This window comes from Larkinella bovis, assembly GCF_042655385.1.
Classification (GTDB): Bacteria; Bacteroidota; Bacteroidia; order Cytophagales; family Spirosomataceae; genus Larkinella; species Larkinella bovis.
Window position 1 is genome coordinate 166,858 of the sequence record NZ_JBHSMA010000007.1, and the last position, 25,684, is coordinate 192,541.

Annotated in this window: 17 protein-coding genes; 6 read left to right on the forward strand and 11 right to left on the reverse strand. The window is 52.9% G+C overall.

The window, feature by feature from the left end; translation table 11 throughout:
- Positions 1 to 44: 44 nt before the first annotated feature.
- The 4 genes from ACFPMF_RS20195 to ACFPMF_RS20210 form a co-directional block, all read right to left on the reverse strand.
- Positions 45 to 1,166, reverse strand: coding sequence for a hypothetical protein (locus tag ACFPMF_RS20195; protein WP_379848545.1), 1,122 nt, complete (start codon positions 1,164 to 1,166; stop codon positions 45 to 47).
- Between the two features lie 228 nt (positions 1,167 to 1,394).
- Positions 1,395 to 1,946 carry a hypothetical protein gene (locus ACFPMF_RS20200; RefSeq protein WP_379848546.1) on the reverse strand — a complete coding sequence of 184 codons (552 nt, stop codon included), beginning with the start codon at positions 1,944 to 1,946 and terminating at the stop codon, positions 1,395 to 1,397.
- Positions 1,947 to 2,149: 203 nt separating this feature from the next.
- Complete coding sequence (locus ACFPMF_RS20205; RefSeq protein WP_379848547.1) at positions 2,150 to 2,950, reverse strand: hypothetical protein; 801 nt, start codon at positions 2,948 to 2,950, stop codon at positions 2,150 to 2,152.
- 46 nt (positions 2,951 to 2,996) lie between these two features.
- Positions 2,997 to 4,460, reverse strand: coding sequence for a sodium:solute symporter (locus ACFPMF_RS20210; protein WP_379848548.1), 1,464 nt, complete (start codon positions 4,458 to 4,460; stop codon positions 2,997 to 2,999).
- Positions 4,461 to 4,595: 135 nt separating this feature from the next.
- Between ACFPMF_RS20210 and ACFPMF_RS20215 the strand changes: the two genes are divergently transcribed.
- Together ACFPMF_RS20215 and recR are read left to right on the forward strand one after the other, a co-directional pair.
- On the forward strand, positions 4,596 to 4,874 hold the full coding sequence (locus ACFPMF_RS20215; protein ID WP_379848549.1) for an ATP-dependent Clp protease adaptor ClpS: 279 nt from the start codon (positions 4,596 to 4,598) through the stop codon (positions 4,872 to 4,874).
- Between the two features lie 87 nt (positions 4,875 to 4,961).
- Complete coding sequence (gene recR / locus ACFPMF_RS20220) at positions 4,962 to 5,573, forward strand: recombination mediator RecR (RefSeq protein WP_379848550.1); 612 nt, start codon at positions 4,962 to 4,964, stop codon at positions 5,571 to 5,573.
- 9 nt (positions 5,574 to 5,582) lie between these two features.
- Here recR and ACFPMF_RS20225 read toward each other — a convergent pair whose 3' ends face one another.
- Positions 5,583 to 6,542: a c-type cytochrome gene (locus ACFPMF_RS20225; protein WP_379848551.1), complete on the reverse strand. Its 960-nt coding sequence runs from the start codon at positions 6,540 to 6,542 to the stop codon at positions 5,583 to 5,585.
- Between the two features lie 201 nt (positions 6,543 to 6,743).
- On the opposite strand from ACFPMF_RS20225, the gene ACFPMF_RS20230 reads away from it, so the two are divergent.
- The 3 genes from ACFPMF_RS20230 to chrA all read left to right on the forward strand — a co-directional run bounded on the left by ACFPMF_RS20230 (position 6,744) and on the right by chrA (position 9,865).
- Complete coding sequence (locus ACFPMF_RS20230) at positions 6,744 to 7,454, forward strand: superoxide dismutase (protein WP_379848552.1); 711 nt, start codon at positions 6,744 to 6,746, stop codon at positions 7,452 to 7,454.
- A 139-nt stretch (positions 7,455 to 7,593) separates the two neighbouring features.
- Positions 7,594 to 8,550 (forward strand): isopenicillin N synthase family dioxygenase, encoded by a 957-nt coding sequence (locus ACFPMF_RS20235; protein WP_379848553.1) that lies wholly within the window; start codon positions 7,594 to 7,596, stop codon positions 8,548 to 8,550.
- Between the two features lie 103 nt (positions 8,551 to 8,653).
- Positions 8,654 to 9,865, forward strand: a complete 1,212-nt coding sequence (gene chrA, locus ACFPMF_RS20240; RefSeq protein WP_379848554.1) for a chromate efflux transporter — start codon at positions 8,654 to 8,656, stop codon at positions 9,863 to 9,865.
- 24 nt (positions 9,866 to 9,889) lie between these two features.
- On the opposite strand, the gene ACFPMF_RS20245 is transcribed toward chrA, so the two are convergent.
- Positions 9,890 to 11,752 carry an ABC transporter ATP-binding protein gene (locus tag ACFPMF_RS20245; protein ID WP_379848555.1) on the reverse strand — a complete coding sequence of 621 codons (1,863 nt, stop codon included), beginning with the start codon at positions 11,750 to 11,752 and terminating at the stop codon, positions 9,890 to 9,892.
- 368 nt (positions 11,753 to 12,120) lie between these two features.
- Here ACFPMF_RS20245 and ACFPMF_RS20250 point away from each other — a divergent pair, with 368 nt between their 5' ends.
- Entirely contained in the window at positions 12,121 to 12,594 is a 474-nt protein-coding gene (locus ACFPMF_RS20250; protein ID WP_379848556.1) for a low affinity iron permease family protein, read from the forward strand.
- A 41-nt stretch (positions 12,595 to 12,635) separates the two neighbouring features.
- Here ACFPMF_RS20250 and ACFPMF_RS20255 read toward each other — a convergent pair whose 3' ends face one another.
- The 5 genes from ACFPMF_RS20255 to ACFPMF_RS20275 form a co-directional block, all read right to left on the reverse strand.
- Entirely contained in the window at positions 12,636 to 13,508 is an 873-nt protein-coding gene (locus ACFPMF_RS20255; protein WP_379848557.1) for a glycosyltransferase family 2 protein, read from the reverse strand.
- A gap of 79 nt (positions 13,509 to 13,587) precedes the next feature.
- Entirely contained in the window at positions 13,588 to 14,511 is a 924-nt protein-coding gene (locus tag ACFPMF_RS20260) for a PorP/SprF family type IX secretion system membrane protein (RefSeq protein WP_379848558.1), read from the reverse strand.
- A gap of 38 nt (positions 14,512 to 14,549) precedes the next feature.
- The gene (locus ACFPMF_RS20265) at positions 14,550 to 16,931 is read right to left on the reverse strand and encodes an OmpA family protein (protein WP_379848559.1); all 2,382 of its coding nucleotides are present in this window, start codon (positions 16,929 to 16,931) and stop codon (positions 14,550 to 14,552) included.
- A 186-nt stretch (positions 16,932 to 17,117) separates the two neighbouring features.
- Positions 17,118 to 18,107 carry a PorP/SprF family type IX secretion system membrane protein gene (locus ACFPMF_RS20270; protein WP_379848560.1) on the reverse strand — a complete coding sequence of 330 codons (990 nt, stop codon included), beginning with the start codon at positions 18,105 to 18,107 and terminating at the stop codon, positions 17,118 to 17,120.
- 5 nt (positions 18,108 to 18,112) lie between these two features.
- On the reverse strand, positions 18,113 to 25,657 hold the full coding sequence (locus ACFPMF_RS20275; protein WP_379848561.1) for a T9SS type B sorting domain-containing protein: 7,545 nt from the start codon (positions 25,655 to 25,657) through the stop codon (positions 18,113 to 18,115).
- Positions 25,658 to 25,684: the final 27 nt, after the last annotated feature.

The window sequence follows — 25,684 nt, forward strand, 5'->3', positions numbered from 1 at the left end:
ATCAGACAACCGGTTAATATGGATACAAATCGGAACGTAAACGGTTAAAACCAGCGGCTTAAGGAAACCGATACGGAATAGTCGGCAAAAGCCGCATCGCCGTGACGAAGACCCAACGGGTCGAGCTTATCAGAGTAACTTTTGATCCGGTTGCGATAGAGTGCAACGGGCACCGTGGCCGACGCCGAGAACTTGCCTCGCATATAGGACAGACCGGGTTCCACGGAAACGATATAGCCGGGCCGCCGGAAACCTTGGCTACCCCCGAATACATCCGACGAGGGAATGCCCTCGACACGACCGCCGAGCATGACCGCCAGACCGGGCACAAACGCCAGCGACTGACTCAGTCCCAGACGGGCCGCAAACTGGTCAGCAACCGAGAAATAACCCGTAACGGGGTCAATGGTCGTCGATTCGGGATTGCGCAGCACGTTGTTGGTCTCACGCGGATTGAACAGGTAATACCCGGAAACATAGGCAACCAGCCCACTGGTCAGTTGCGCGTAGCCCTGCCCTTCGATGCTCAACCCGACACCACCATCGCCCAGTTGAATGGATTGATCGACCGGTTTATGGACTACGTAATCGCGCTTTTCATTGTCCAGTTTGTGGAAATCGTCGGTTACACCCGGATTGCCGGTCGGCAGCTTGATGCCTGCCCCCAGCGCCAGATTGACCCGCGATTGTTTAGCCGGATCGACCAGCCAGTAGCTCCCCGAAATCCGCACATCGCCAATGCCTTTCGAATACGTGTGAAAACGCTTTTGATCAGGATTAACCGAAACGGCATTCCCATAGTGCTCATACAACGACGAGCGGTCGTTGTACTGCAGCGGCAGATTCACCGTAAACGACAGCCGAGGAGTGGCGAGGTACGTAATGCCGAGGTCAAGCGCGTGCGAAAGGTTAATTACCTCCGTATTCTGCTCCAGCCGTTCTTTCTGCTCAACATCCCCTTTAAAATGCCGGAATGAGCGAAAATACCGATAGCCCATATTGACCTGCCAGCGTCCGGTCCGCTGTTTGAAAAAATCGGCCGACGAAGCCGTACCCGGCAAGGCACAGCTCATGTGCCGAACGGCCACACAGCCTTGCGCAAAAGTCTGAAAATGGAATATGGTTAGGCAACCGATTGCCAGTGAAATCCGGTAAAACGTTTTCATGTAGTTGAATGTCTTTGTCTTTAATTAGTCACGAATAGGCCAACAGACGCATACAATGCGTGTACCAGCCGTCCAGTACGTGGAAACGACACAGGATTGACTACTCCGGATACCCATCGGCTGCCAGGGCAGAAATGTCGATGGTTCATACCAGACTGTACCCATGAACAAATGCACACACTTATCTACGTAGCCAATCGCAGGAACGCAGAAGTCAATCCGGAAAAATCAAGACAACAACTCGGGGGGAGGAGAAAAAACCGGCAGACTGCGGGTTAACAAGGATGCAAAAAAAGAAGGAATTTGTACTGCTTTTTCCCGCCAGTCGTACAGGAAAAACCAGGTACGGGCCTTATGGATGGGCGAATATTCCTTCAGGAGTAATTTAAGCAGATTATGGGCCTTTTTGGTGGTTTCGGACGCGTCGGTGGAGAATTGTTCTTTCACAAAGGACAGCAAATCACGTTGAAAGAACGATTTGGTTTTATTCACATAACCGGTGATGTGCAGGGTATCGCCCGAAACGTCCAGATTTACAATTTCGTAGAAGCTGCCCCGGTATTTGAACCCTTCCTTCTTTTGCTGGGTCAGAATGGCTTCATTCGGGTGTTTTTGCAGCGGAATCTGGAATTCTACAATATGGTCTACGGAGGAGTAAACCGTCAACCGCTCCGACAGTTCGTGCTGTTCCTGCCACTGTACACTGAGCAACACCAGCAGGTGTCCCATCATGTGATAGAGCAGGGCGACGAATAAACCGAAGGAGATAAACCGTTTCACAATCCCTAAAATGGGTAAAATTTATTCAAATATACGATATCCTTAAAAATATTCTACTAATTGTCAAAATATTCAAGTTACCCTTTCGAATCCATACAGTGCATCCAGCCAACATACCCGGTTTTGGCCCTGAATAGCCCGTTGCGCCCTCTGCACGGGCCGGATCTGGTCTTGCCCAGCAGGCCAGATCCGACCGGTACACCTTATTGTGCTGCCAGCTGAATCGACATGGCAAACCGGGTTGGCGCAATGGTTGGTCCGCTAAAACCGCCCCCTCCGCCGTACATACCCCGACGGCCGTACATGCCGCCACCGTACATACCACCACCGTACATGCCCCCCATGCCCGGACTCATCGTGCCCGAATCCATTTTTTGTTTGGGTCGCTCAGGCACCCCGGTTTCAAACCCGATTTCGAGCGAAGTGTCGGCTCCCGGTTTGCCGCCGATCAGGGTCAGCGGAATGGCAATCTGGTATACCAGCCGACCGGTTTTCTCCTCCACCTTGCCCGTAATACCCGAGGGGTCACCGGTGGCCGACACCAGCATTTCGTCTTCGGCCACGAGCCGGATGAGTTTCATCTCGATTTTTCGATCGATGAGGTGTTTCATCATCACGCTCCGATCCGTCGGGCCGGTTTTGGCACCCATCGACAACGGTCGGCCGGTCGCCGGATCAAGTTCCTCCGGAAGCGGGAATTGAATGCCTTTCCGGTTCTTTTTCTTGCTTTTCTGATCGAGCCAGATGGTGCTGCCGAACAACAGCGCCTTGAACTGGTCCTGATCGTTGCCCAGCTGAATGGTCAGAAAGAGTTTATCGGCATTGTTCGTCGCCAGGGCGTGAATTTTAGCACTCTCCAGGTAGACTTCGCCCGCACTGCCAGCCGCGGCCTGATCGGCAAACGTGGTGGCCGTGGTCCAGGTGCTTTTGACCGCGACGGTTTTCTGACCGAAGGCAAGTCCGGCGAGGAGAAAAAGGGTATTGAATACGAGTAACTGTTTCATAATTGGCGTTAAATCCGTTAAGTATTTTTATTATCTCCTCCAGCGATCAAACCGCCACCGGGTCAGCCATTGTCCTTTTCCGCGATACCGCCCATAACCCAAGGTACGTAAACAAACCGTTCAGCACCAGGCGTTCAAAGCCAAACTTATAGCCATCCAACCATTCCGCCGAATGGTTGTTGACGTACAGCGTCAGGAAGGGTGAAGCCAGACAGATGAGCGGCACCCAGCCATCGCGGACGGGCCGTTTGGTGAACAATCCAAATGCGTACAACCCTAGCAGGGGGCCGTAGGTATACCCCGCCAGGTCAAAAACCGCCGTCACCACATCCTGGCTGTTCAAGCGGTTGAAGAGGATAATGACCACGAAAAACAACACCGAAAAGCCAATATGCACCCAGTGTTTAATGCGGGCGCGTTCGGTTTCGGGGCGTCCCTCGACGTTCATGAAATCAATGCAGAAGGACGTCGTCAAGGCCGTCAGCGCCGAGTCGGAACTGGCGTAGGTGGCGGCCGTGATGCCCAGCAAAAACATGATACCGACCACCAAACCAAAATGATTCAGCGCCAGGAGCGGATATAAATCATCCGTTTTGGCCGGAATCGGGATTCCTTTTGACTGGGCAAAGGTATAGAGCAGAGCGCCCAATGATAAGAACAGGAAAACGACGATGGAAAACGTAACCGTAAACCAGAGCATGTTTTTCTGGGCTTCCCCAATATTTTTGCAGGTCAGGTTTTTCTGCATCAGGTCCTGATCCAGACCGGTCATTACGATGGCAATGAAGATCCCGGAAATAAATTGCTTGAAGAAATTTTTCGGATCGTCGGCATCCCAGAAAAAAATCTGCGAATAATCACTTTGGGCTATTGTCGATACCATATCGCCAAAACCCAGTCCCAAATCCCGCGAAATCAGAATGATGGTCAACACCACCGCCATCACCAGAAACGTGGTCTGGAGCGTATCGGTTACAATAATGGTTTTCACCCCACCCTTAAAGGTGTACAACCAGATGAGTAGAATGGTGATGGCCACCGAAACTTCAAACGGAATGTTGAAGCTGTTGAAAATGGCAATTTGCAGGACACCGGCCGCGATATATAACCGGATGGCGGAACCCACCGTCCGGGCCAGCAGAAAGAATCCCGCCCCGGTTTTGTAGGACCAGAAACCGAACCGTTTTTCCAGGTACCCATAAATGGAAATCAGGTTCATCCGGTAATACAGCGGCATCAAAACCGTCGCAATGACGTAGTAGCCGACGATGTTGCCCAGGATGACCTGAAAGTAGGAAAATGCTTTGGTACCGACGGCCCCCGGCACCGAAATAAACGTCACCCCCGACAGGGATGTACCAATCATTGCAAAGGCCACTAAGTACCAGGGAGTCTGCCGGTTAGCCGTAAAAAACGTATTGGTGTCGGCCCCACGGGCGGTATACCAGGAGACCAGGATGAGCATGGCGAAATAGGCAACCAGGATTGTTAACGCAATGTTGGGATTCATACCGCGAGGGGCAACTTTTTAGGTAAACAATAAGTTATACTTTTGGAAGTTTTTGTTTATTCCACAGTTTCTAAAAACGTGGTAAAAGCGGCCAAAATTTCGTAAATTTGCTAAACAAACAAGAAAATTCGTGTAATGCAACCGTTCGAAGAAAACGACGTCGATGTATTGGAAGATGTGATTGCTACTGATTTATACAATCTGGTGGTTTTCAATGACGATGTGAATACATTCGATCACGTAATTGATACGCTGATTGATGTCTGTGAACACACGCCCGAACAGGCCGAACAATGCACGATCATCATCCACTATAAAGGCAAATGCCGGGTTAAAAATGGTTCCTGGGAAGAACTGGTTCCCAAACGAAACGAAATCTGCCGCCGGGGCATTTCCGCCGAAGTGCTAAAATAGTTATGAGGTAAAAGTGAAGAATTAAGTTGGCTGACGCACACTTTTACCTCTTCACACTTACCTCTTCACTCATAATCCTTAACTCACTTGGAGTTTCCTTCCAAACTGATAGAAGACGCGGTTACTGAAGTGGCTAAGCTGCCGGGGATTGGCAAGAAAACCGCCCTGAGGCTGGTGCTGCATTTATTAAAACGCGACGAAGAACAAACCCAGAGCCTGGCCGAAACCCTCGTTGCCATGCGCTCGAAGGTCAAACATTGCCGGAAATGCCATAACCTTTCCGATCATGACCTTTGCAGCATCTGCGCCAGCCACAAGCGCGACCGCTCGCTGATTTGCGTTGTGGAAGATACGCGCGATGTCCTGGCCATCGAAAACACGGCGCAGTACAAAGGCCTGTACCACGTACTGGGGGGTATTATCTCCCCCGTTGAAGGCATTGGCCCCAGTGATTTAAAAATCGACACCCTGATCGACCGTTTGCGTGACCCGAATAGCGATCCGGTCAAAGAAGTGATTCTGGCCCTCAGTCCCACGATGGAGGGCGATACCACGGCTTTCTATCTCCAGAAAAAACTGAAAGGATTTCCCGTCAAAATCTCGACCATTGCCCGCGGTGTGCCTATTGGTGGCGATCTGGAATACGCCGACGAAGTCACGCTGGGACGCAGTATTCTCAGCCGGATTACGTATGAATAAGTTACCCGCTCAGTGGGGGCTGAAAATGTCTACTTTGTTCCTGACCGGTTTGACGGTTTTCAGATACGCATAAATCGCCCCCAAATCCTGCTCCGACATTCCGGCGTATAGCGACCACGGCATCACGGTATTAAATCCGTTCCCCACCTCGGGGGCTTTGAACGAAGCGGGGTCGTAGGTTTGAAACCGGCGGATAAAATCGGCTTTCGTCCAGGAACCGATGCCGGTCTCCGGATCAGGCGTGATGTTGGCCGTGCGCAGAATGCCCCCTTTTACTTTGATTTCAGTTCCTCCGGCCAAGGCCGCTTTCTTCGACAAACCGCCCAGGCCCCGTTTCGTGTGGCAGTCGGCACAGCCAGCCATTGTGACCAGATAGCGCCCATACTCAACGCCGGTTTTATCCAGCGGTGCGGGCTGAAACCGGGCCTTGTGCGGCATCAGCTTCATGGCCAGTTTCAGGGGGGCAATCGGTCTGGAAGCCGAGACAACATTCTCCACCGGGTCCAGTGTCCGCAGGTAGGCCAGAATCGCGAGCGCATCGCTTTCGTCCATTTTCCCGTAATTCGCATACGGCATCAGGGGAAACAGCGGTTTTCCCGCTTTCGAGACACCCGCCGTCATGGCCAGCAAGATATCCGTATCACTCCAGCTTTTTAATGCAAAGGGAGTAATGTTTTTGGCGTAATAGGTTCCGGGCAGTCCGTAGTTCTTCCCGAACTCCTCCCCGCCCCCGCCGAGGGTACCGGGAATCACCGGGGCCCCTAACCGGTTGTAATCCCGTTTGGAATGACAGTCCAGACAAACCGCCACGTGGTTGGTCAGGTAACGCCCGCGTTCCAGCTGGGCAGAAGCGGTCGGTAGTGAAACCGTACGGATACGGCCTGTAGTAGGTGAAAAAGCTTTCGGATGAACGCAGCAACTGAGCAAAACCGTGAAGACCACGGCCAAAGGAGGTAAAAGGCGATTCATTTCGGGTGTTGTTTACTGAAGCCGTAAAAATAAGGAACATCGGCGGTTTCCACCGCACCGGATTCCTACTCTTGAGCGAACGGAAACCAGATTCAGTATCATTTGTTCCGAAAAAGTCGCTTTCTTTGCGACGCCCGAAAACATTGCGGATTCGGGTGTGTTTTCCAACAAACCGAGTGTCTCACCTCAAACAATCTGGATATGAATCGCAGTGAGTTCTTAAAACTGGCCTTTGGCAGTGCCCTGACCCTGAAAGCCTTTCAAACATCCGCCTTCGCGGGTTTTTCACAGGCCGAGGGGCCCTTTAAGCTGGCCCCGCTGCCGTTCGACGCGGGGGCTCTGGAACCGCATATCGATAAGCAAACGATGGAAATCCACCACGGTAAACACCACAAAGCTTACGTCGATAACCTGAACAAGGCCGTTGCCGGCTCGCCGATGGCGTCGCTGTCGATCGATGAACTGGTAAAAAAAATAGATAACAGCACTCCCGCGGCCATTCGCAATAACGGCGGGGGCCACTGGAATCACACGTTTTTCTGGAATATTCTGGGTGCCAGCGGAGGCAAACAGCCCTCCGGCAACCTGGCCGATGCCATTAACAAGAAATACGGTTCATTCGACAAATTCAAGGAAGAATTTGCCAAAGCCGCTACCACTCGTTTTGGGTCGGGCTGGGCGTGGCTGATCGTCAACGGTCAGAATATTGACATCGTCTCGACGCCGAATCAGGACAATCCGCTGATGGCACTGGCCGAGAAAAAGGGCACCCCGGTTTTGGGCCTCGATGTCTGGGAACACGCCTATTACCTGAAATACCAAAACCGTCGGCCCGACTACGTTACGGCGTTCTGGAACGTGGTTAACTGGTCGAAAGTCAATGCGTTATACAATGCAGCCGCAAAAGGCTGATTAGATTCCAGCCGCGTACGGGATTACCGATTTTGAAACCGGCAACCGGGTATTTCCTGCTCGGTCCGGATAAAAAATGGTAATCCCGTACGCTTTTTTAGTAACTTAGCGCGCTGCTACACAGAAGATCATCAACACCATGAGCGATATTTTATATGACCAGATTCCATCGCTGGATCTGGCCGATTTTTCCAGTGGCGACCCGGACCGGAAGGCCCGGTTTGTCCGGGATTTGGGAGCTGCTTTTCACAACATCGGTTTCGTTGCCATCAAAAACCACGGTCTGACCGACGAGCTGACCGATAAGCTTTATGATTCGGTCAAGGCGTTTTTTTCCGCCGACTCCGCGACCAAACAGAAATATGAATTTCCCGAGCTGCACGGCCAGCGCGGCTATGTTGGTAAGAACAAGGAAACCGCCAAGGGCTTTAAGGTGGCCGATCTGAAGGAGTTTTACCATGTCGGCCAGCCGGAACCGATCAACGGCATGCCGGACAATATTTTTCCTGACGAATTTCCGGATTTCAGGGAAAACACCCTGGCGACATACCGAACGCTGGAAAACGCGGGCCGGATGCTCCTCCGGGCCATTGCCTTATACCTTGACCTCCCCGAAGCGTATTTTGAAGACAAAGTTGCCCACGGCGACAGCATTCTGCGGGCTATTCATTATTTTCCGCTGAACCCCGATCTGGTGCCGGAAGGAGCGGTTCGGGCGGCTGCGCACGGCGACATTAACCTGATAACGCTGCTGATGGGTGCCAGCGCCGAAGGGCTGGAAGTGCTGCGTCGCGATGGCAAATGGATTCCGATTACGGCCCTGCCCGACCAGGTAATTGTGAACGTTGGGGATATGCTCGACCGGCTGACCAACCACAAACTCAAATCGACCATCCACCGCGTGGTAAATCCACCCCGCGAGAAGATGAACAGCCCCCGGTATTCGATTCCGTTTTTCATGCATCCCCGGAGCGAAATGGACCTGACCTGCCTCGAAAGCTGCGTGTCGGCCGAGAATCCGAAGATTTACGAAGACATGACCGCCGGTGCTTTTCTCGACGAGCGTTTGCGGGAACTGGGTTTGAAAAAGGGGTAGATTCGAAGGTGTGCCTTCGATTTACAACGTTTTTTGTCGCATCGTGACTCTCTGTTTGTAAAGGCATTGCGGATTGCGGTGCGACAGAATTTAACTTTCGTGTATGGCCTCTTACCTTCCTACTCTCCCTCCCATCGCCCCGGTAAGGCGCATACGCTACCTTATTTTCCTCAAAGACGTCCTGATTCTGGCTTGCACCGCCTTCGGGGGGCCGCAAGTCCACCTGGCCCTGATGCTGGAGCGGTTTGTGGCCAAACGTCGCTACCTGACCGAAGCAGAACTGCTGGAATTAAATGCACTCTGTCAGATCCTGCCGGGACCAACCTCTACGCAGACCATTACGGCCTTAGGCTTTAAAATCGGTGGCCCTAACCTCGCCTATCTCACGCTGATTGTCTGGGCGTTGCCGAGCGTACTGATCATGACCCTGGCAGGCATCGGCATCTATTATGTGCAGCAAAATTCCATCTCGCTGAATTTCACCCGGTTTATCCAGCCCATGGCTGTCGGTTTTCTGATCGTGGCGGGTTACCGGCTTGCCCGAAAAGTTATTCAGAATCAGATCGATATCGTCCTGGCTACGGTTTCGGTTCTCGTGGCGTACGCTTTTCCTTCGCCGTACATTACGCCCGTGGTGCTGGTTGCGGGCGGTTTTGCCACGGCGTTTTTTTACAAAAAACAGGAAATCATGGAGAAAGCCCCCTTCCGGATTCGGTGGGCTAACTTTTTCCTCTGGATTGGCGTGCTGATTGCGGCCGCTACGGTGGGGGCCGTTACCAAATGGCTCCCCCTGCGGTTGTTCGAGAACTTTTACCGCAACGGCAGCCTGGTGTTCGGCGGTGGTCAGGTGCTGACGCCGATGCTCTACAACGAATTCGTGGAATTCAAGCACTACCTTAGTCGGCAGGAATTTCTCTCGGGGCTGGCAATTGTGCAGGTGACGCCCGGACCGAACTTTTCGTTTGCTTCCTACATCGGTCTGCTATCGATGCGGAATGACGGACTGAGTGGCCAATTGCTCGGCGGTTTTGCGGCTACGGCCGGTATTTTCCTGCCCGGTACGTTCCTGATCTTCTTCGTGTACCGGTTCTGGAACCAACTGAAACGATACCGCGCGGTGCGCGCTTCGCTCGAAGGAATCAATGCCGCCAGTACGGGGCTGACCGCTTCGGCGGCTATTTCGTTTTTTCAGCCGATGTCCGAAAACTGGACCTCGGTGACGGTGGTCGTGCTGACAATCCTCCTGCTGGAATTTTCCAAAATCCCCCCCTACCTGCTGATTATTGCCGGTTTGTTCCTCGGTTTTCTGGTGTAAGGCGGTTTTTTCTCCGGCAGCCGCTTACTGATAGCCCCGGGCCTGCAGCTGAAACAGTTCGGCGTACCGGCCGTCTTTTTCCAGCAATTCAGCGTGACTGCCAATTTCCAGCAGGTTTCCACTTTCCAGCACCAGAATCCGATCGGCCATCCGAACGGTGGAAAACCGGTGGGAGATAATGACGGCGGTTTTGCCTTCCGTCAACCGCGCAAACCGCTGAAATACCTCGTACTCGGCCCGGGCGTCGAGAGCCGCCGTTGGTTCATCCAGAATCAATACTTCGGCATCGCGCATGTAGGCCCGGCCCAGGGCCACTTTCTGCCACTCCCCGCCCGACAATTCCACTCCTTTGCCAAAACTCCGGCCCAGTTGTTGTTCATAACCGCCCGGCAATTTCGCAATAACGGTGTCGGCCAGACTCCGCTGGGCCGAGTTTTCGATGCGGGACTGGTTGGTCCGCGCGTCGATATCCCCCACCGCAATGTTGACCCCTGCCGACATTTTAAACCGGACGTAATCCTGAAAAATCACGCTGATGTTTCGGCGTAGATCGAGCAAATCGTAATCACGCAGGTCGTGTCCATCGAGCAGAATCCGGCCTTCGGCGGGGTCGTAAAGCCGGGCCAGGAGCTTTACCAGGGTGGTTTTCCCTGCCCCGTTTTCGCCCACTAGGGCCAGTTTTTCACCCGGTTTTAGCGTAAAACTCAGATTTCGCAACGCCCAGCGCTCCGAGTTCGTGTATTTAAAACCGACATTCTCAAACACAAAACCGTGCTGAATTTTTTCAGGAAACCGCAGCGATTTTTCCGGGGAATGAATCAGCGGTTTGATAGCAAAGAAATCAAACAGGTCCTGTAAATAAACCGCTTCCTGGGTTAAACTACTGAATTGCAGCAGAATGCCTTCCATCGACCCGCGCAACTGCCGGAACGATCCGGCCAGAAACGTCAGGTCGCCAATCGAAATGGTGCCACGGACCGCCCGGTCCACAATCCAGACGTACGCTCCGTAATACCCCAGGGTGCCAATCACCGTCAGCACTGTCCCCCAGCCCGCCCGGCGGATGGCCAGCGAGCGGTTTTTCCGGAAGTATTCCCAGGATAACGTCCGAAACCGGTCGATCAGGAAATTCGATAACCCAAAGATTTTCACCTCCTTGGCGGTTTCATCACTCGCCCCCACAAACCGCAGGTAGTCGAGTTCGCGCCGTTCAGGCGTCCAGCTTCGGGAGAGAGAATAACTTTTCTGGTTAAAATAATTATCGCCAATGAACGCCGGAATCACAGCCAGCAACAACAGCAACAGCAGCCACGGATTGTAAACCGCCAGACCAGCTGCTAGAAAACCGATCGAAATCAGTTCCTGCACCTGTCCAAACACCCCGGAAAGGAGAAACGATCGACCCGTGGTTTGCCGCCGGGCGCGCTCAAGTTTATCATAAAACGTGGCATCCTCGAACTGCTCCAGATCGAGCGTGGCCGCGTGTTCCATGAGCCGGATCGATGTCTTGTTCGTCACCAGATCGCCCAGCAACCCATCAATCAGGCTGGTCAGTCGCCCCAGCGCTGTCGACAGAATTGCCAGCCCAAATTCGACGCCCACCAGTGTCCAGAGCCCGTTTGCCTCGCTACCGGTATGGTTCGACAGCCGGATCACTTCATCGATAATCAGTTTCCCGATGTACAGCATCAAAGCCGGGAGGGCCGCCCGCACCAGCCGCACAGCCGCGTTCCCCAGAAACAGGGCCGGGGATGCCTGCCAGATCATGTGAAAAAATGCCGGAAGATTGGTTAAAGCCGCAAATCGATCTTTCCAGGAAAGCTGATCGTTTTTTCCCCCTTCACTCGTCACGCGTCCGGTAAAGTCAGGTATGGGAGATTTTGCCATACTTTACATACACCAACCACTCCGAATTGGTTCTCCGTATGCCCACCCTTCAGAAACAACACCTATCTTACTGATAGATAACTACTTGCCAGCACCCAGATGCCCATAGTGACCATTCATCCGTAACCGATACGAAGGCTTTCGTCACGCAGCGATAATTCCCATTGAGCAAGCCGCAAAACGGTCCGTTTCACAACCCTGCCAGCAGATGAAAAAGAGGTTTCAGCATGAACAGAAAACGGATGAAAACCTCGTCTTTACGTATGTGACCCGTCGGCAGGGATGGGAAATTAAAATCCTGAAAACAGCTGGTTTAATGGCTGGGAATACGTATCTCTGCTCACTATTCATTTGAACAGAATCTTACCATGAAAAAGAAAGGCTTCACCGCCCAGTTTGAGCATTTTTCGACCGCTGTCACCAAAGCCACCGGTAGTTCCAAGGCTTTTTTACTCGCCCTGCTGACCATTTTGATCTGGCTGATCTGCGGGCCGGTTTTTGGGTATTCCGACACCTGGCAACTGGTCATCAATACCGGCACCACCATCATTACGTTTTTGATGGTGTTTCTGATCCAGAAATCACAGAACAAGGATTCCATGGCTATTCAACTCAAGTTGAATGAGTTGATTGCCGCGCACGATGGGGCCAGCAATCGACTGCTGAACATCGAAGATTTATCGGAGGCCGAATTGCAGGCGCTGCACCGTTACTTTACGATTTTGGTTGAACGAGCCAAAAAAGACACTAAAATCACCGCTTCCCATTCCGTCGAAGAAGCGGAAGAACGCCATCAGGAAAAGCTGGAAACGATGAAAAAAGATCACCGACGGAAAAAGTAGGGCGTTTTCCGTCAGCCTCACCGATTGGTGGGGCTGCTTGTTTAGCCTAGTTTATAGTTCCGGTATTCCCCGATTCGCCAACCGGTCAGGTTTTCGATGAATTTCAGAAACCGGTTTTTGAAGGATAATTTCTTCTGGCGAATATCGAAATTGAATTGCCAGTTCATGCGGTTGATGCGAGGCTGCATGATGGCCGGATGGGTTTCCTGAAACAACGCCAGTGAATCGACACCCCGGTAATCAAATCCTTTGAGTTCTTCGCGCGTGCGGGCCATGTACGTGTCGTCATGCCAGTACCGACCGAAGTTTTTTAATTTATCCACCTGCTTGTCAGGCGGTTTTACCCAGCCGTAATGGTAGATAACCGCGTCGATCAGTTTGACATTCAGTTTGTGGTTATCACGGGTGCGAAACCCCTGGGCATCCCGATAAGCGACGATATTGCCATTATTACGGACAATCCGTATTTCGCGCCGATACCATCGACGCGAGTCGCCCACATACCGGTATGAGCCGTAAAAATGCAGATAGTTGAACAACAACCCTTCCACCGATGGATCGTCCTGGTAGTTAAGCATCGCATCGCGAACGACGGGCAGGTATTTTTCGTGCAGTACTTCATCCCCCTGTATATAAAACGCCCAGGCCGAATCCGGCGCAACGGCGGCCAGTGCCTTATCGGTTTCTACGGCCAGGACGCGCCCGCCTTCCCGCAGGGAATCGTCCCAGACCGTTTCCAGGATCCGGATTTTATCCGACGGAATGGCTTGAATCAAGGCCAGTGTCTCATCATCAGACTGCCCAACCGCCACCACAAATTCATCGCATAGCGGTAGAATTGACTGGATGGCTTCGACAATCGGATAATCGTACTGAATAGCATTTCGGATAAAGCTAAATCCGGAGACTTTCATATGAGTCGGTTTTGGTATACGGTTTACGGCAATCCGATAAGCACGTTATCCCGTAAACAGAAAACCGTATGCCATTTAATTACTTGTACTGAAACCGGATTGGGCTCGGTGTATACCGGAACACCAGTTCATGCACGCTCTTCTGGAAGTATGAGAAGGGGTTTTCAACCTGCTGGCTGTTGTATGTATAGCCCACCCGAATGCTCGGCGACAGCTCGTATTCCGCCAGAATCACGAAATAATTCAGGTTGCTGAGCAGGGTGCTGTTATTGGCCCGGTACGACAAGCCGATTCCCAGCTTTTGTTCCAGCCACACTTTGGCGTTCAGGTCGATTCCCAACGGAAAGCCCGACTGCTGGGTCAGCAGAATGGAGGGCATAAAGTCAATGCCTTCCCCCGCCTTGAGCTTTCCCCCGAAATTGATGAACAAGGGGCGCTGGTAACGAAGGGCCATACTTTGACCTGTGCCCAGGTTTAAAGGACGGTTTACCAGTTCGGGCATCGAAACCCCCGCCCAAAACTGCTCCGCTTCGTAATAGACCCCCGCGCCAAAACTTGGTAAAGCCTTGTTAATCGAGGTCACATTCGTAGGGTCATAAATCGGCAGGACGTTGATGCCCCCCGACCCGCCGAACGACAGTCTGGCCATCGACGGCAACGTAATCCGGTAGGCGACACTGCCGTAAAAACCGGTCGCCGAGTACAAACCCATCCGGTCGTTGAGGGCCTGAAGGCCAAGCCCGACTTTCCCCCCGGCCAGCGGCCCATCGGCACCGAATGCCTGCGTAATGCCGATGCCCGGCCCCCGAAGACTAAACCATTTCCGCCGAAAAATGGCCGTCATGGTCAGACTTTCCCGAGCGCCGGCAAAGGCCGGATTAATGGTCAGTGGGTTGGTCAGGTATTGCGAATAAAGGACCTCGCGCTGCGCCCAGGCGGTTTCGCGTCCGAGTACCAGGAAGACACTAAGGAGAGCCGTTTTCCAGAAAAGCCGTCGAATCATTCACACAGATCGTTGGGTGTACGAAAGTACAAATAAAGTTATTCAACCTGAAGAATCTTAATTTCTGTCCGGCGATTGCGCTGGTGCTCGGCTTCGGTGCAGCTCACGCCATCCTTACAACTGTTCAGCAACACCTGCTCTCCGTATCCTGTAGCCGTCATTCGCCGGGCCGAAATACCGCCCTTAACCAGATACGACACGGCGGCTCTGGCCCGCCGGGTAGAAAGCATTTTGTTGTAAGCCGCCGAGCCCCGGCTGTCGGTATGCGACCGCATTTCGATCCGCATGGCCGGGTATTTCTTCATCAAAGCCACCAGTTTGTCCATTTCAATGGCTGCGTCGGGGCGGATATGCCATTTATCGAGGTCGTAATAAATATTATCGATTTCGATGATATCACCTTCGCGAAACATGGTCAACTCTGTCGTTGCATTGGCGACGGGCAAAATTCGAGCGCCGGTTGTTCCCATGCAGTCTTTGAGGGCTTCTACCACGTATTCACAGCCCGGATCGACCAGAAATTCATACCCGCCATCGGCCCCGGTGACCATTTCCAATACCGTGCTATCGCACAGATTCCGTAAAATCACCTCCACGCCGTCGATGGGCTGCCGCTCCGTATGCGTCAGAACCCGGCCCCGGATTTTGGTTTTAAGGGGCGCTGCCGCTGCGAGTTGAACGGAATTAAGGGGGATTTCCAAACGAAGCGGCTGGTCGTCGGTGAGCCCTTTGGTCGAAAAACCGAGTCGGTTGGTTTGATAACCCGTCAGGGAAGCCGCAATCTGGAAATCACTGTCCGGGTCCAGGCAAATCCGAATATTCCCTTCGGCATCGGTCTGCGTCTCCCGCTTCCCGTCCTGCACCTCTTTTTGATCAATGTCCAGACGAGAATTCCCAAGGGGCTGTTTAGTCTGGGAATCAAGGACGTGAATGGTTAATTCGCGACAGGCATACAACGACCCTTCCCGGCGAAACCGGTAAATATCATCGTCGCTTCCGCCCCGGGCCCGGTTGCTGCTAAAGTATCCCAGCATCCGGGCACCGTCGGTTACAATCCCAAAATCGTCCTTCGATGAATTCAGCGGTTCGCCAACATTCTGTACGGATTTAGCACTGGTTCCTTCCGTAAGCTGGGCATAAAAAATATCAAGGTCGCCCAAACCGGGATGACCATCGGAGGAGAAATACAAATTGCCCCGGTCATCGATGAACGGAAACATTTCGTTCCCTTTTGTATTAATTTTATTGCCCAGATTTACCGGCTCCGACCATTTCCCCTCCTCAAACCGGGCGACGTACAAATCTGTCCCGCCAAAACCGCCGGGTCGATCGGAGGCAAAAAACAGCAGCTTATCATTGGGGCTTAGTGCCGGATGCCCGGTCGAGTACTCATCACTGTTGAACGGTAATTCTTCTGCCCGGCTCCAGGCACCTTTTTTTTCCTCAGCAACGTATAATTTTAACTTATTGATACCGTCGGAGCTTTCCCGGTATTTTCCATTGTTATAGTTGTTTCGGGTAAAAAAAACCTTTGTTCCGTCTTTGGTGAACGCCACCGGCCCTTCGTGGTATTTAGTATTCAGCGTCCGGCCAAAGGGAGCATTTCCCCCTGCCTTCCCTTCTTCCAAACCCGACTCAGCCTGACTAGTTGCGCCGTTGCTGAATCCCAGCGTCCGGCTGTCGTTCGCCGTTCGGTCGGTGTATTCATCTTCACCCAATATTCGGGCAGAACGGGATCCTTTCTTTTTCAGCGTCACGCGTGCCCCTCCCAAACTGGCGACCGTTTCGCCCATTGCCGTAGCATCCGGCATATAATACAAGTCCAGAAATGCCGAATTATCCCAGTTAAAAACCCGCTTCAGTGCGTTTCCCTGCCGCTTGTTGGTCACAAACACCAGCCCGTCTTTGTAATACATCGGGCTAAACTCCGCCCGGCTGGTATTCATCTCCAGGTACTCAATCTGGTAATTTCCGGGATTTCGGGATAAGATGCTGAGGTCGTTATACAGTCGGGAAAACTGCTTACCCCGCTGGTCGTCGTGCTGGTACGTACTGTATTGCTCATACACCTCCTGCGACTCTTTGTACTTCCCGTTGCTGGCCAGCGCCTGGGCATAATACAGGTAGCAGGAGACAAAGTCAGACGTCGGTTTTCCGAGCTGACCAATCAGGCTCCGGTAAACCCGTTCGGCGTTCTGCGAGTCCCGAACCTGCCGGTAGCAATACCCCAATCGCGATAGGGTGCCCAATCGTTCCTCTTCCGATAAATTAGTCCGGTTTAGTGCCTGTTCATACAAGTCGATGGCGTTGCTATACGCCAGCCGGTCAAACTGACGATCGGCCTGTTTCAACAACGATTGTGCCATGGCCGAACCGACCGAGACAACGATCAGGCAGCAAAACAGGTAAAAACAACGCATAGCTTCGATTTTGGCGACATCGTAAGATCACCGGTCATCTGTTTCCACACCCGGCGGTTCGCTGGAAAAAGAAAGCATGACTGAACTCCCTCGCTCCAAACCCCAGCGCGTTTGGAGCCAGTACCACATCGGCATTTCAATGCCGAGCCGTTCGGAGAAATCGTGTCATTTCCAGGCGGTCTATTATCAGAAATAGCGGGGTGTCAGGATTTTATTTTTGCCAAAACCGAGTTCATACCGGACCATAAACTCATGGGAAGGCAACCGAAAGGTCTGTAGGGTATTCAACATATAATCGTACGCGTATCCGATGCGAAACTGATCCGACAATTGCACCTCCACAATCCCGACAATGGCATCCTGGTCATACACTTTACCATTCGTCCGGGCACTTTCGTAGCTATTAAACTGATTCCGGCGATACGAAACACCGACCGAAACGCGGTCGGCAAGCCACAGATTTAGATTCCCGTCGATGCCCAGCGGGGCGCCCTCCACGTATTTGACCAGTGTGGACGGTTTCAGTTTCAAAGCCGGACTGAGTCGAATTACAAAACCGCCTATGGCATACGCATGACGCCGTTGGGTGGCCCGTTGCACCCCGGAATCATAGTCCGTCAGTTTGTTCTTGATCAACTGCGGAACGGAAATCCCGATGTATGATTTATCATTACTCAGATAAATCCCGGTTCCGAAGTTGGGCAGAATCTTGGAAATATTCTGGGCAAAAGCCGGGTCTCCGCCCTGATCGGTTCGGACCTTGGCCAGATCGGCCTGAAAACTGCTGGCTCCGCCCTGAATCCCCAGGGCCAGCGTTGAACGACTACCCATTTTGATTCGAAAGGCGTAAGAAGCATACGCCCCCGTTGTGTTGTACTCCCCGATCCGGTCGTTGAACAATTGCAAACCGAGACCAATCCGCTCCCGGTTAACGGGCATATCAATAGTAAATGTCGTGGTCTGCGGAGCCCCCTCGATGCCGCCCCACTGATTGCGGTACATGGCGGTCATACTGAGCACATCACGACTACCGGCGTAGGCCGGGTTCATGGCCATCATGTTGAACATATACTGCGAAAACATGTGGTCCTGCTGAGCCTGAACCTGGCTACCACCGGCCAAACCGGCCAGTAGCAGCGCTATTTTTTCAAACTTTCTGGTAAACCTGCGTATCATTGTTTTTAGCGATTAATCGTCATGTATCGTATGAACTTGCGGCCATCGCTCAATTCAACGACGTAGAAGTAAGTACCATCAGGCAGGCCTTTCGAGTCTGAACCGATCCGCGCGCCAGTATTCGTCGTGCCGTCCCAATCATTCTTGTAGTCCTGGTTTCGGTAGACTGTATGGCCCCAGCGGTTGAAGACTTCAAGCCTTACCGTGGTCCCGCCCACATTTCGAATAATAAACCGGTCGTTAACCCCGTCTCCGTTGGGTGAAAAACCCTCTGGAATCATTACCTGATCGGCATTCTGGTTAAAGCTCAACGGCGTGGCGACACTTTCGTCGTTTTCAGTAGGGTCATTGTTCCCGTTCAGATCTGGCTCAAAACCGTCGGTTGAAATGTCGCTGAGCGTATCATTTCCGGCTATTGCTTTCGCCAGAACCGTATTGAGGAATGGCGTCGTACGGCCATCGGGTTTCACCTTGATCGCGAGCAGGAGCGTGTCAGTGGCCCCGGCTGCCAGCGTACTTCCCGGTGCCAGCAGGTCGGCATCAGCGTCTCCGTCATACGTCGAATTCGTCACCAGACCGCTGCTCCCTGAAGCTATTGACGCTCCCATAACCTGGTAAGTTGCGCCCGTTGCGGGGTTAAACACCTCCGCCAGCTTATCCGTCAGCTGAACGCCCGAGAAATCCTTCGATCCGTAATTTTTGACGATGATCTGGTACGTTACCTGGTAGCTGCCATCGACCTGTCGGGCCGTATCACTGACTGCCATAGCCACCCCAATCTTCGACGGCACGGGTACACCCAGCAGAGTAACCGCCGTTGGCGTACTGTTATTACGCGGGTCAAGGTCATTGTCCGGATCAACATTCGAACCCGCCGTCGAGGTATCGGAGAGCATCAGGCTGCCATTCAGTGCTTCGGCACTCGCGATCGCCCGGTTATAATAAATAGTTTTCGGACTCTTGCTCACATCGACCCTCACCGTGAGGTTAATAAACCGGGATGTGTTTTTCGGCAACGTACTCAGTGAGTCAATCAGGAGACTTGTAAGCATACCCTGCCCGGTATACGTTGTATCGATTGCCAGACCAGATTCCGCCGTTAAGACCGGTTTGCCGGGACCAATAAGAACATCACTTCCGAAGGTTTCTGTCAGGTTATCAACCACCTGTACGTTTTTCAGATCGTCCGAACCGAGGTTGCTCAACTTGATCGTGTACGTCACCTTGTAGACGCCAGCCCCCAGATCTTCCAGTTTGCTGACCGACTTGGCCACACCAAGCAGCGAGGGAGGCAGATCGAACCGGACACCGGTCGGCGCACTTCCCAGCGGGGCCGGGTTAATGCCATTGTTCGACAAATCTGTTACCACCGAGTCGGCCGCCTGGATCGCTGTACCGATCATCTGCGTATAGAAGGGGCCGGTTCCGCTGTTGGGTTTGATGTTGACCACCACGAAAACCGTATCGGACGCACCAGCCGCCAGACTACTCCCTTCTCGATCGAGCAACGACGAGAGGCCTTTGCCGTCAAAATCAGCGTTCGGTATCAGCGTACTCCCCGCTCCGACAACCGGCGCACTGACCATGCTGTACGATACCGGCGCATCAAAACCGGCCACCAGGCTATCGGTCAGTTGCACTTGCTTCAAGTCCGTATCGCCGAAGTTCTTGACAATAATTTTATACGTCACATTGTAACTACTGTCGGCCTGTGGAATTACTTCGGCAACGGCCAATGCAACCCCAAGCTGCGAGGGGGGTGCCGAATTGAACTGGGCGGGCGTTGGCTCACTGTTGTTATTCGGGTTTCCGTCATTATCCGGGTCCGCTTTATTGCCATTGTTTGACGCATCATCAAGGGTTTCTCCATTGAGTTTGGCCAGTACATAGGCCTGGTTAAAGAACGTCTTGGTTACACTACCATCGGGGTGCAGTCGAACATTGACTTTGAGAAGAATATGTTCGGTTTTACCGGCCTTGACCACGCTTTCCGAAGTAAGGAGCTGCGTGTTACCCACCCAGCCGGAATACCCTAAATTCAGTTTCAGGGTCGAACCATCATCGACTTTGGGGAAAACAGATTCGATTACATGCGGATCAAATACCGACTGCACATCGTCCGAAACCTGCACCTGCGTGGCATCCTGATCGCTGTAGTTGGTGACGGCAATGTCGTACGTAAATTCAAACAGTGTTTCTTCCTTCTGCTGAACCCCTTTCAGAGCTTTTGCCACACCCACCATCATCGACATAGTCCTTGTGCTGTCCTCGATCGTGACGGTAGCCTTGTTATTGGCCAGCACGGGATCGACCTGATCGAGGTAGGTGATTTCAACCAAGTTAGTGATTGCTCCTTTGGTCAAGACCTTCGCAGAATAATAGAAACTGACCTCGTCGTTTTCGGGCAGCACCGAAATCCAGGCACCCAGGTGACCATGCGCATCGACAATCAGATTACCCGGTGAGACCAGCTCCAGCCCCGTTGGAAGAATAATCCGAATATCGCTATGCGTTGCCGTACAGTGTCCGTTATTTCCCAATTTTACATTGAAGGTAACTACCTCTCCTACTTTCGGATACGGTTTATCAACGGCGTACTTCACGTACAGATCCGATCGGCAGGTATCCGTATTGCAATCAAAAATGGATACATCGATCATCGTTGGCGGACTATAGCACCCTGCACCACTCCGCTCAAAGGCGTAGAAAACGCCGTGTCCCACCGAATCGGGTCTCATAACGATCGGTGAACCCGGGTTTTCACCAATGTGAAACTCAAACGCCCCCCCCGTCGTAAAGGGTTCGTTTTCAACAACCTTCGTAAGGTCAACCGTCGAAGCCGGACAGGTATTGCGGGCCATCATGGGAGCAATCGGCGACTCAATCGGATTCTTAACCGTTATCACAATGGCTTCGGATGCGACCGATGTACATCCCTGTTCGTTGACCAGTTGGACGAAGTATGAACCACTGGTCCTGACCAGAATGCTCTGCGTGGTGGCCATCGTATTCCAGAGGTATTTATAACCGTCGGGCAGTGCCCTCAGAACCACCGAATCACCGTGGCACAAAACCGTACTGACGGCTCCGATCGTCGGTTGGATGGCAAGTCCCTGAATGGTTAGTTTCATGGTGGACTGAGCCGGCTTGCACGGGCCGTTGCCATCCGGGTCGTTTGTCGTAAACGTCAGGTTTACAAAACCGGCCTGAACATCCGCCAACGAAGGCGTATAGGTGGCATCCATCAACGAAGCATTGTCAAACGTTCCCGTTCCACTGCTGGTCCATAACGCACTGGTGGCCGCCCCACCAAAAACTCCGTTTAGCTTATAGCTTTTTGCGGTACAGATCGTCGCATCCGGGCCCGCCGATGCCGATGCCGGGTTGGTTGTACAGAGGACGACGTCGTTACAGTTAATAATTACGACCAGAATCTGGCTGGCAAGGCTGTAACAACCCGTTGCGGTTTTCTCAACCACGTAATACGTTCCGGCCTCTACCGATTTAGGATTCGTTACTTTTGTAGTCGGATCCGGGATCGCACGGGTATAGAACTCGAATACGCTGCCCACCTGCGAAACCGAACTACTCAGCGCTTTGGTTAGATCAGCGGTGGCAAACGGACACGAATTCGTGATATTCACGACAAGCGGTTTCTTCACTTTCGGATAAACCTTAATGGCAATGTCATTCGACTTACCACTCCGGCAGGCATCCGACGTACAGCAAACCGCCGAATACGTCGCCGACATGGCGGGCGTAATCGTAATTTCTGCCCCCACCTGGTTGTTCGACCAGATCACATAGCCCCCCTGGCACCCTTCGGTTTTCAGCGTTACCGATTCACCGAAACATACGGTTGTGGTACTGGCTGTCACCGTCGGTGAAACTGGTGTCCCGATTTTAACCGTGTTCAGCGGTGATTTTTCACTGACGCAGTTGCCTAACGAACAGGTTGCCCAGTAATCGGTCGTGACCGTTGGCTGAACGTCGAGACTGGTTCCGGTTGCTCCGTTCGACCAGGTTACGGTTCCGGGACAACCCACTGCTGTCAGCCTTGCGGTTTCACCGGGGCACAGGATCGGCTTGTCAGCGGCTATGGTTGGCGGATTAAGAGTAATGACCGATACGCTCACCGGCATTGAGGGTGCGCTTTCGCAAGCGTCAGTTACTTTACAAATTGCGGTGTAAGGGCGGTTGGCCGTAATGTTTGACAGGACAAGACTGGTACCGGTGTCTCCATTCGACCAGCTTATCGTTCCCTTGGTACAACCTGTTGCAGTTAACGTTACCGTTCCGCCGTAGCAAACCACCAGCGTCGAAGCCGAGATGGTGGGAGCCGGCGCGTTGCATTCCCCTTTGATCATAACCGTCACTGGGGTGGGTTCACTCAGACAGCCTTTGATTTTGCAATGCGCGTAATAACTGGTCGTCGTCGTTGGACTTACTTCGATGCTACTGCCTGTCGCACCGGTGGACCAAATAATCTGACCGCCCGCGCAACCCGTTGCCGAAAGCGTTACGGTTTCGCCCGGTTCAATTTCGGGCTGCGACGCCCATACAACCGGTGGCGTCGGGGCGCTGACTACTACTGTATACGCTTCTGAAGGTGCACTGACGCAACCATTGCTCTGGCAAACGACGGTATAGACTGTTGTCTGCGATGGTGACACCACCATGCTTGTTTCGGTAGCTCCGTTCGACCACAAGGGTGTACCATTACACCCGGCAACGGTTAACCGGATTTCATCCCCCGGACAAATGTGCCCATCCGTGCATTTGCACACCCGAATAGTCGGTTTTGGTGGGGTATTAACCCGCACGGTTACCTTAGCCGGGGAACCATTACATTGCTCAGCCATCCTGCAGGCTGCATAATACTCCGTTGTTTGCGTTGGGTTTACGACAATGCTATTACCGGTTGCGTTGGTCGACCAGATAACGACCCCGGAACCACAACCCGTTGCCGTCAAGGTTACGGCCTGGCCGTGGCAGATCTCCGTTGCGGAAGCGGTTACGGTTGGCGTCGGGGCGCTACTGTTGGTGACGTTGATCGTGACGACATTCGATGCGGCACTGGTGCAATTGTGTTCTTTGCATTGAGCCGTATAATTCGATGTCGCGCCCGGCATGACCGAAATGGTTTTCCCGGTAGAATGGTCGGACCAGATAATCTGGCCGCTCTGACATCCTTCAGCGGTCAGCGTTACCAGTTGCCCCGCACAAATCATTGTTTTGTCGGCTTTAATAATCGGCGCTTCCGGATTTACAACGGTTACTGAAACCGGCTGGGAAAGGGCACTCGTGCAATTCCCTACTTTACAGGAAGCCCGGTATGTCGTATTCGTGGTTGGGAAAACCGTAACACTTGCCCCTACAGCCCCGTTCGACCAGGTTACCGTTCCCGAACAGTTCATGGCGGTCAAGGTAACCGACTCGCCCAGGCAGATAATATCGGCACTAATATCCACCAGTGGTGCCTGCGGTTTTACAACCGAAAGAGTTATCACATCAGAAACCGGGCTAACGCAGGCCCCTTGTTTACAACTCACTGTGTAGGAAGCGGTTTCATTGGGAGAAACGACTATACTAACCGTGGTTGCCCCGGTTGACCATACGGGAGTCCCCGAACAGTTCGAAATGGTCAGCGTTGCATTTTCACCGGGACAAATGGTGCCGGTGGTGCTGCTGATCACCGGTTTGGGCATCGGGCCCGTCCGGATCGTTAGAATTTGAGACGGTCCGCTGATGCAATTGTGAATGCGGCAATTGGCGTAATAGGAAGTTGTCATTTCCGGCACCACTGAAATCGCCGAACCTGTCGCGCCGGTGGACCAGATCACTTTACCCTCACAACCCGTGGCTGTCAGCGTGACCGTATTGCCGGTACAGACCTCAAGGGCACTGGCGGTTATGGTCGGCGGTTTTGGATCAGACACGTTGATAACCACCGGTTTTGCCGGTTTACTGGTACAATCCGGCAATTTACACTGAGCGGTGTAGGTTGTTGAAACCGTCGGAGAAACCACGATGCTTTCTCCCGTTTCGTTGGTCGACCAGACAATAGTCCCCGAACAGCCCGAAGCATAAAGCACAACGGCATCACCGGGGCAAATATCGGTTGTTGTACAGATCACAACGGGTGGTTCTGCCGAACAGGTCGTGCACTGCCCCCCGGTTATTGTAACAGTTGCGGCTTCGGTGCTGGTACAACCGTTCACCGTCTGAGTTACGGTGTATAATTGACTGCCTGCTGCCGTAGGAGTAACCGTAACGACCGAGCCCGTTAAAGTCGATAAGCCTGATCCGGTCCAGTGGAAGGTTGCCCCCGAAACGCCAATAGCGGTTAGTGTTACGGATTCACCAAGACAAGCGGTTACCGATGGCGAAACGGATAGCTGCGGTTTTTGCGGCACTTTTGGAACCAACAAGGTTGCCGTTACCGGATTCACAGGGCAGGATCCACTGGAGGCTGTGATACTGTAAGTCCCTGAAGGCAGTCCGTTCAAGACGATCTGGCCATTGTTGCTTGTACCCAGTGAGCGTATTTCAGCCTCTCCACCGTTGCGGCTAAATCTGAGTTGGTAAGTCTGGTTAGCTGTAAAACCGCTTAAGGTAATACTCCCATCATTATCGGTAAGGCAGGAGGTCGGGTTTGCGGTTGAAAGAACGGTAATAACCGGAATCGGCTCTACAACAACCGTCTTGATTCGCGTTATACTACAACCTTTTTCATCCGAAACGACCAACGTAAACGTACTGGTAGCCGTTAAGTTCATAACCGTTACACTACTACCACTCGTCGAGGATAAATTTGGCCCAGTCCATTGGTAGCTCATAGCCCCCTGTTCGCCTGTAGTCTGGGCACTCAAGGTTACATTACTACCCAAACAGATTTGCTCATTGCTCGCGGTAATCGAACCATCCAATGTACAAGTTGGCTGCTCACAGGAGCCCACACTCACACTCGTGGTGGTCACCGCCGTACACCCACTGCCACTAGTGACCACCACCGTGTAGGTCCCACTCTGGGACACACTGGCTGGACTCAGCACCGGGTTTTGCCCATTGCTGGCATACCCATTGGGGCCTTTCCAGCGGTAGCTTACACCCCCACTGGCACTCAGGTTCAGCTGCGCCACCCCACCCACACAGGCTGTGCCTGAACTGGCACTGGCCACAGGTGCTGGAAGCACCCCCACACTCACCGTCTGCATGGCCTGGCATCCCTGGCTGTCAGTCACCACCACCGTATAAGTGCTGGTGCTGCTCAACTGTTGAACCATCACACTGCTGCCACTACTGCTACTTAGGTTGGCTCCACTCCACACATAACTGAGGTTACCACTGCCCCCACTGGCACTAGCGGTCAGCACCACACTGCCCCCCACACACACGGCACCAGGAGTTGGCACGCTCACCGACAGGCTACAGGGCTGCTGACAGGAACCCACACTCACACTGGTCATCGCCACCGCCGTACACCCACTGCCACTAGTGACCACCACCGTGTAGGTCCCACTCTGGGACACGCTGGCCGGGTTCAGCACCGGGTGTTGCTGGTTGCTGGCGTACCC

What these genes read in the sequence shown, in the direction of transcription:
- ACFPMF_RS20195 (WP_379848545.1), bottom strand. Translation starts at nt 1,166, where the DNA reads ATGAAAACGTTTTACCGGATTTCACTGGCAATCGGTTGCCTAACCATA.
- ACFPMF_RS20205 (WP_379848547.1), bottom strand. Translation starts at nt 2,950, where the DNA reads ATGAAACAGTTACTCGTATTCAATACCCTTTTTCTCCTCGCCGGACTT.
- ACFPMF_RS20210 (WP_379848548.1), bottom strand. Translation starts at nt 4,460, where the DNA reads ATGAATCCCAACATTGCGTTAACAATCCTGGTTGCCTATTTCGCCATG.
- ACFPMF_RS20215 (WP_379848549.1), top strand. Translation starts at nt 4,596, where the DNA reads ATGCAACCGTTCGAAGAAAACGACGTCGATGTATTGGAAGATGTGATT.
- ACFPMF_RS20225 (WP_379848551.1), bottom strand. Translation starts at nt 6,542, where the DNA reads ATGAATCGCCTTTTACCTCCTTTGGCCGTGGTCTTCACGGTTTTGCTC.
- ACFPMF_RS20230 (WP_379848552.1), top strand. Translation starts at nt 6,744, where the DNA reads ATGAATCGCAGTGAGTTCTTAAAACTGGCCTTTGGCAGTGCCCTGACC.
- ACFPMF_RS20235 (WP_379848553.1), top strand. Translation starts at nt 7,594, where the DNA reads ATGAGCGATATTTTATATGACCAGATTCCATCGCTGGATCTGGCCGAT.
- chrA (WP_379848554.1), top strand. Translation starts at nt 8,654, where the DNA reads ATGGCCTCTTACCTTCCTACTCTCCCTCCCATCGCCCCGGTAAGGCGC.
- ACFPMF_RS20245 (WP_379848555.1), bottom strand. Translation starts at nt 11,752, where the DNA reads ATGGCAAAATCTCCCATACCTGACTTTACCGGACGCGTGACGAGTGAA.
- ACFPMF_RS20250 (WP_379848556.1), top strand. Translation starts at nt 12,121, where the DNA reads ATGAAAAAGAAAGGCTTCACCGCCCAGTTTGAGCATTTTTCGACCGCT.
- ACFPMF_RS20255 (WP_379848557.1), bottom strand. Translation starts at nt 13,508, where the DNA reads ATGAAAGTCTCCGGATTTAGCTTTATCCGAAATGCTATTCAGTACGAT.
- ACFPMF_RS20260 (WP_379848558.1), bottom strand. Translation starts at nt 14,511, where the DNA reads ATGATTCGACGGCTTTTCTGGAAAACGGCTCTCCTTAGTGTCTTCCTG.
- ACFPMF_RS20265 (WP_379848559.1), bottom strand. Translation starts at nt 16,931, where the DNA reads ATGCGTTGTTTTTACCTGTTTTGCTGCCTGATCGTTGTCTCGGTCGGT.
- ACFPMF_RS20270 (WP_379848560.1), bottom strand. Translation starts at nt 18,107, where the DNA reads ATGATACGCAGGTTTACCAGAAAGTTTGAAAAAATAGCGCTGCTACTG.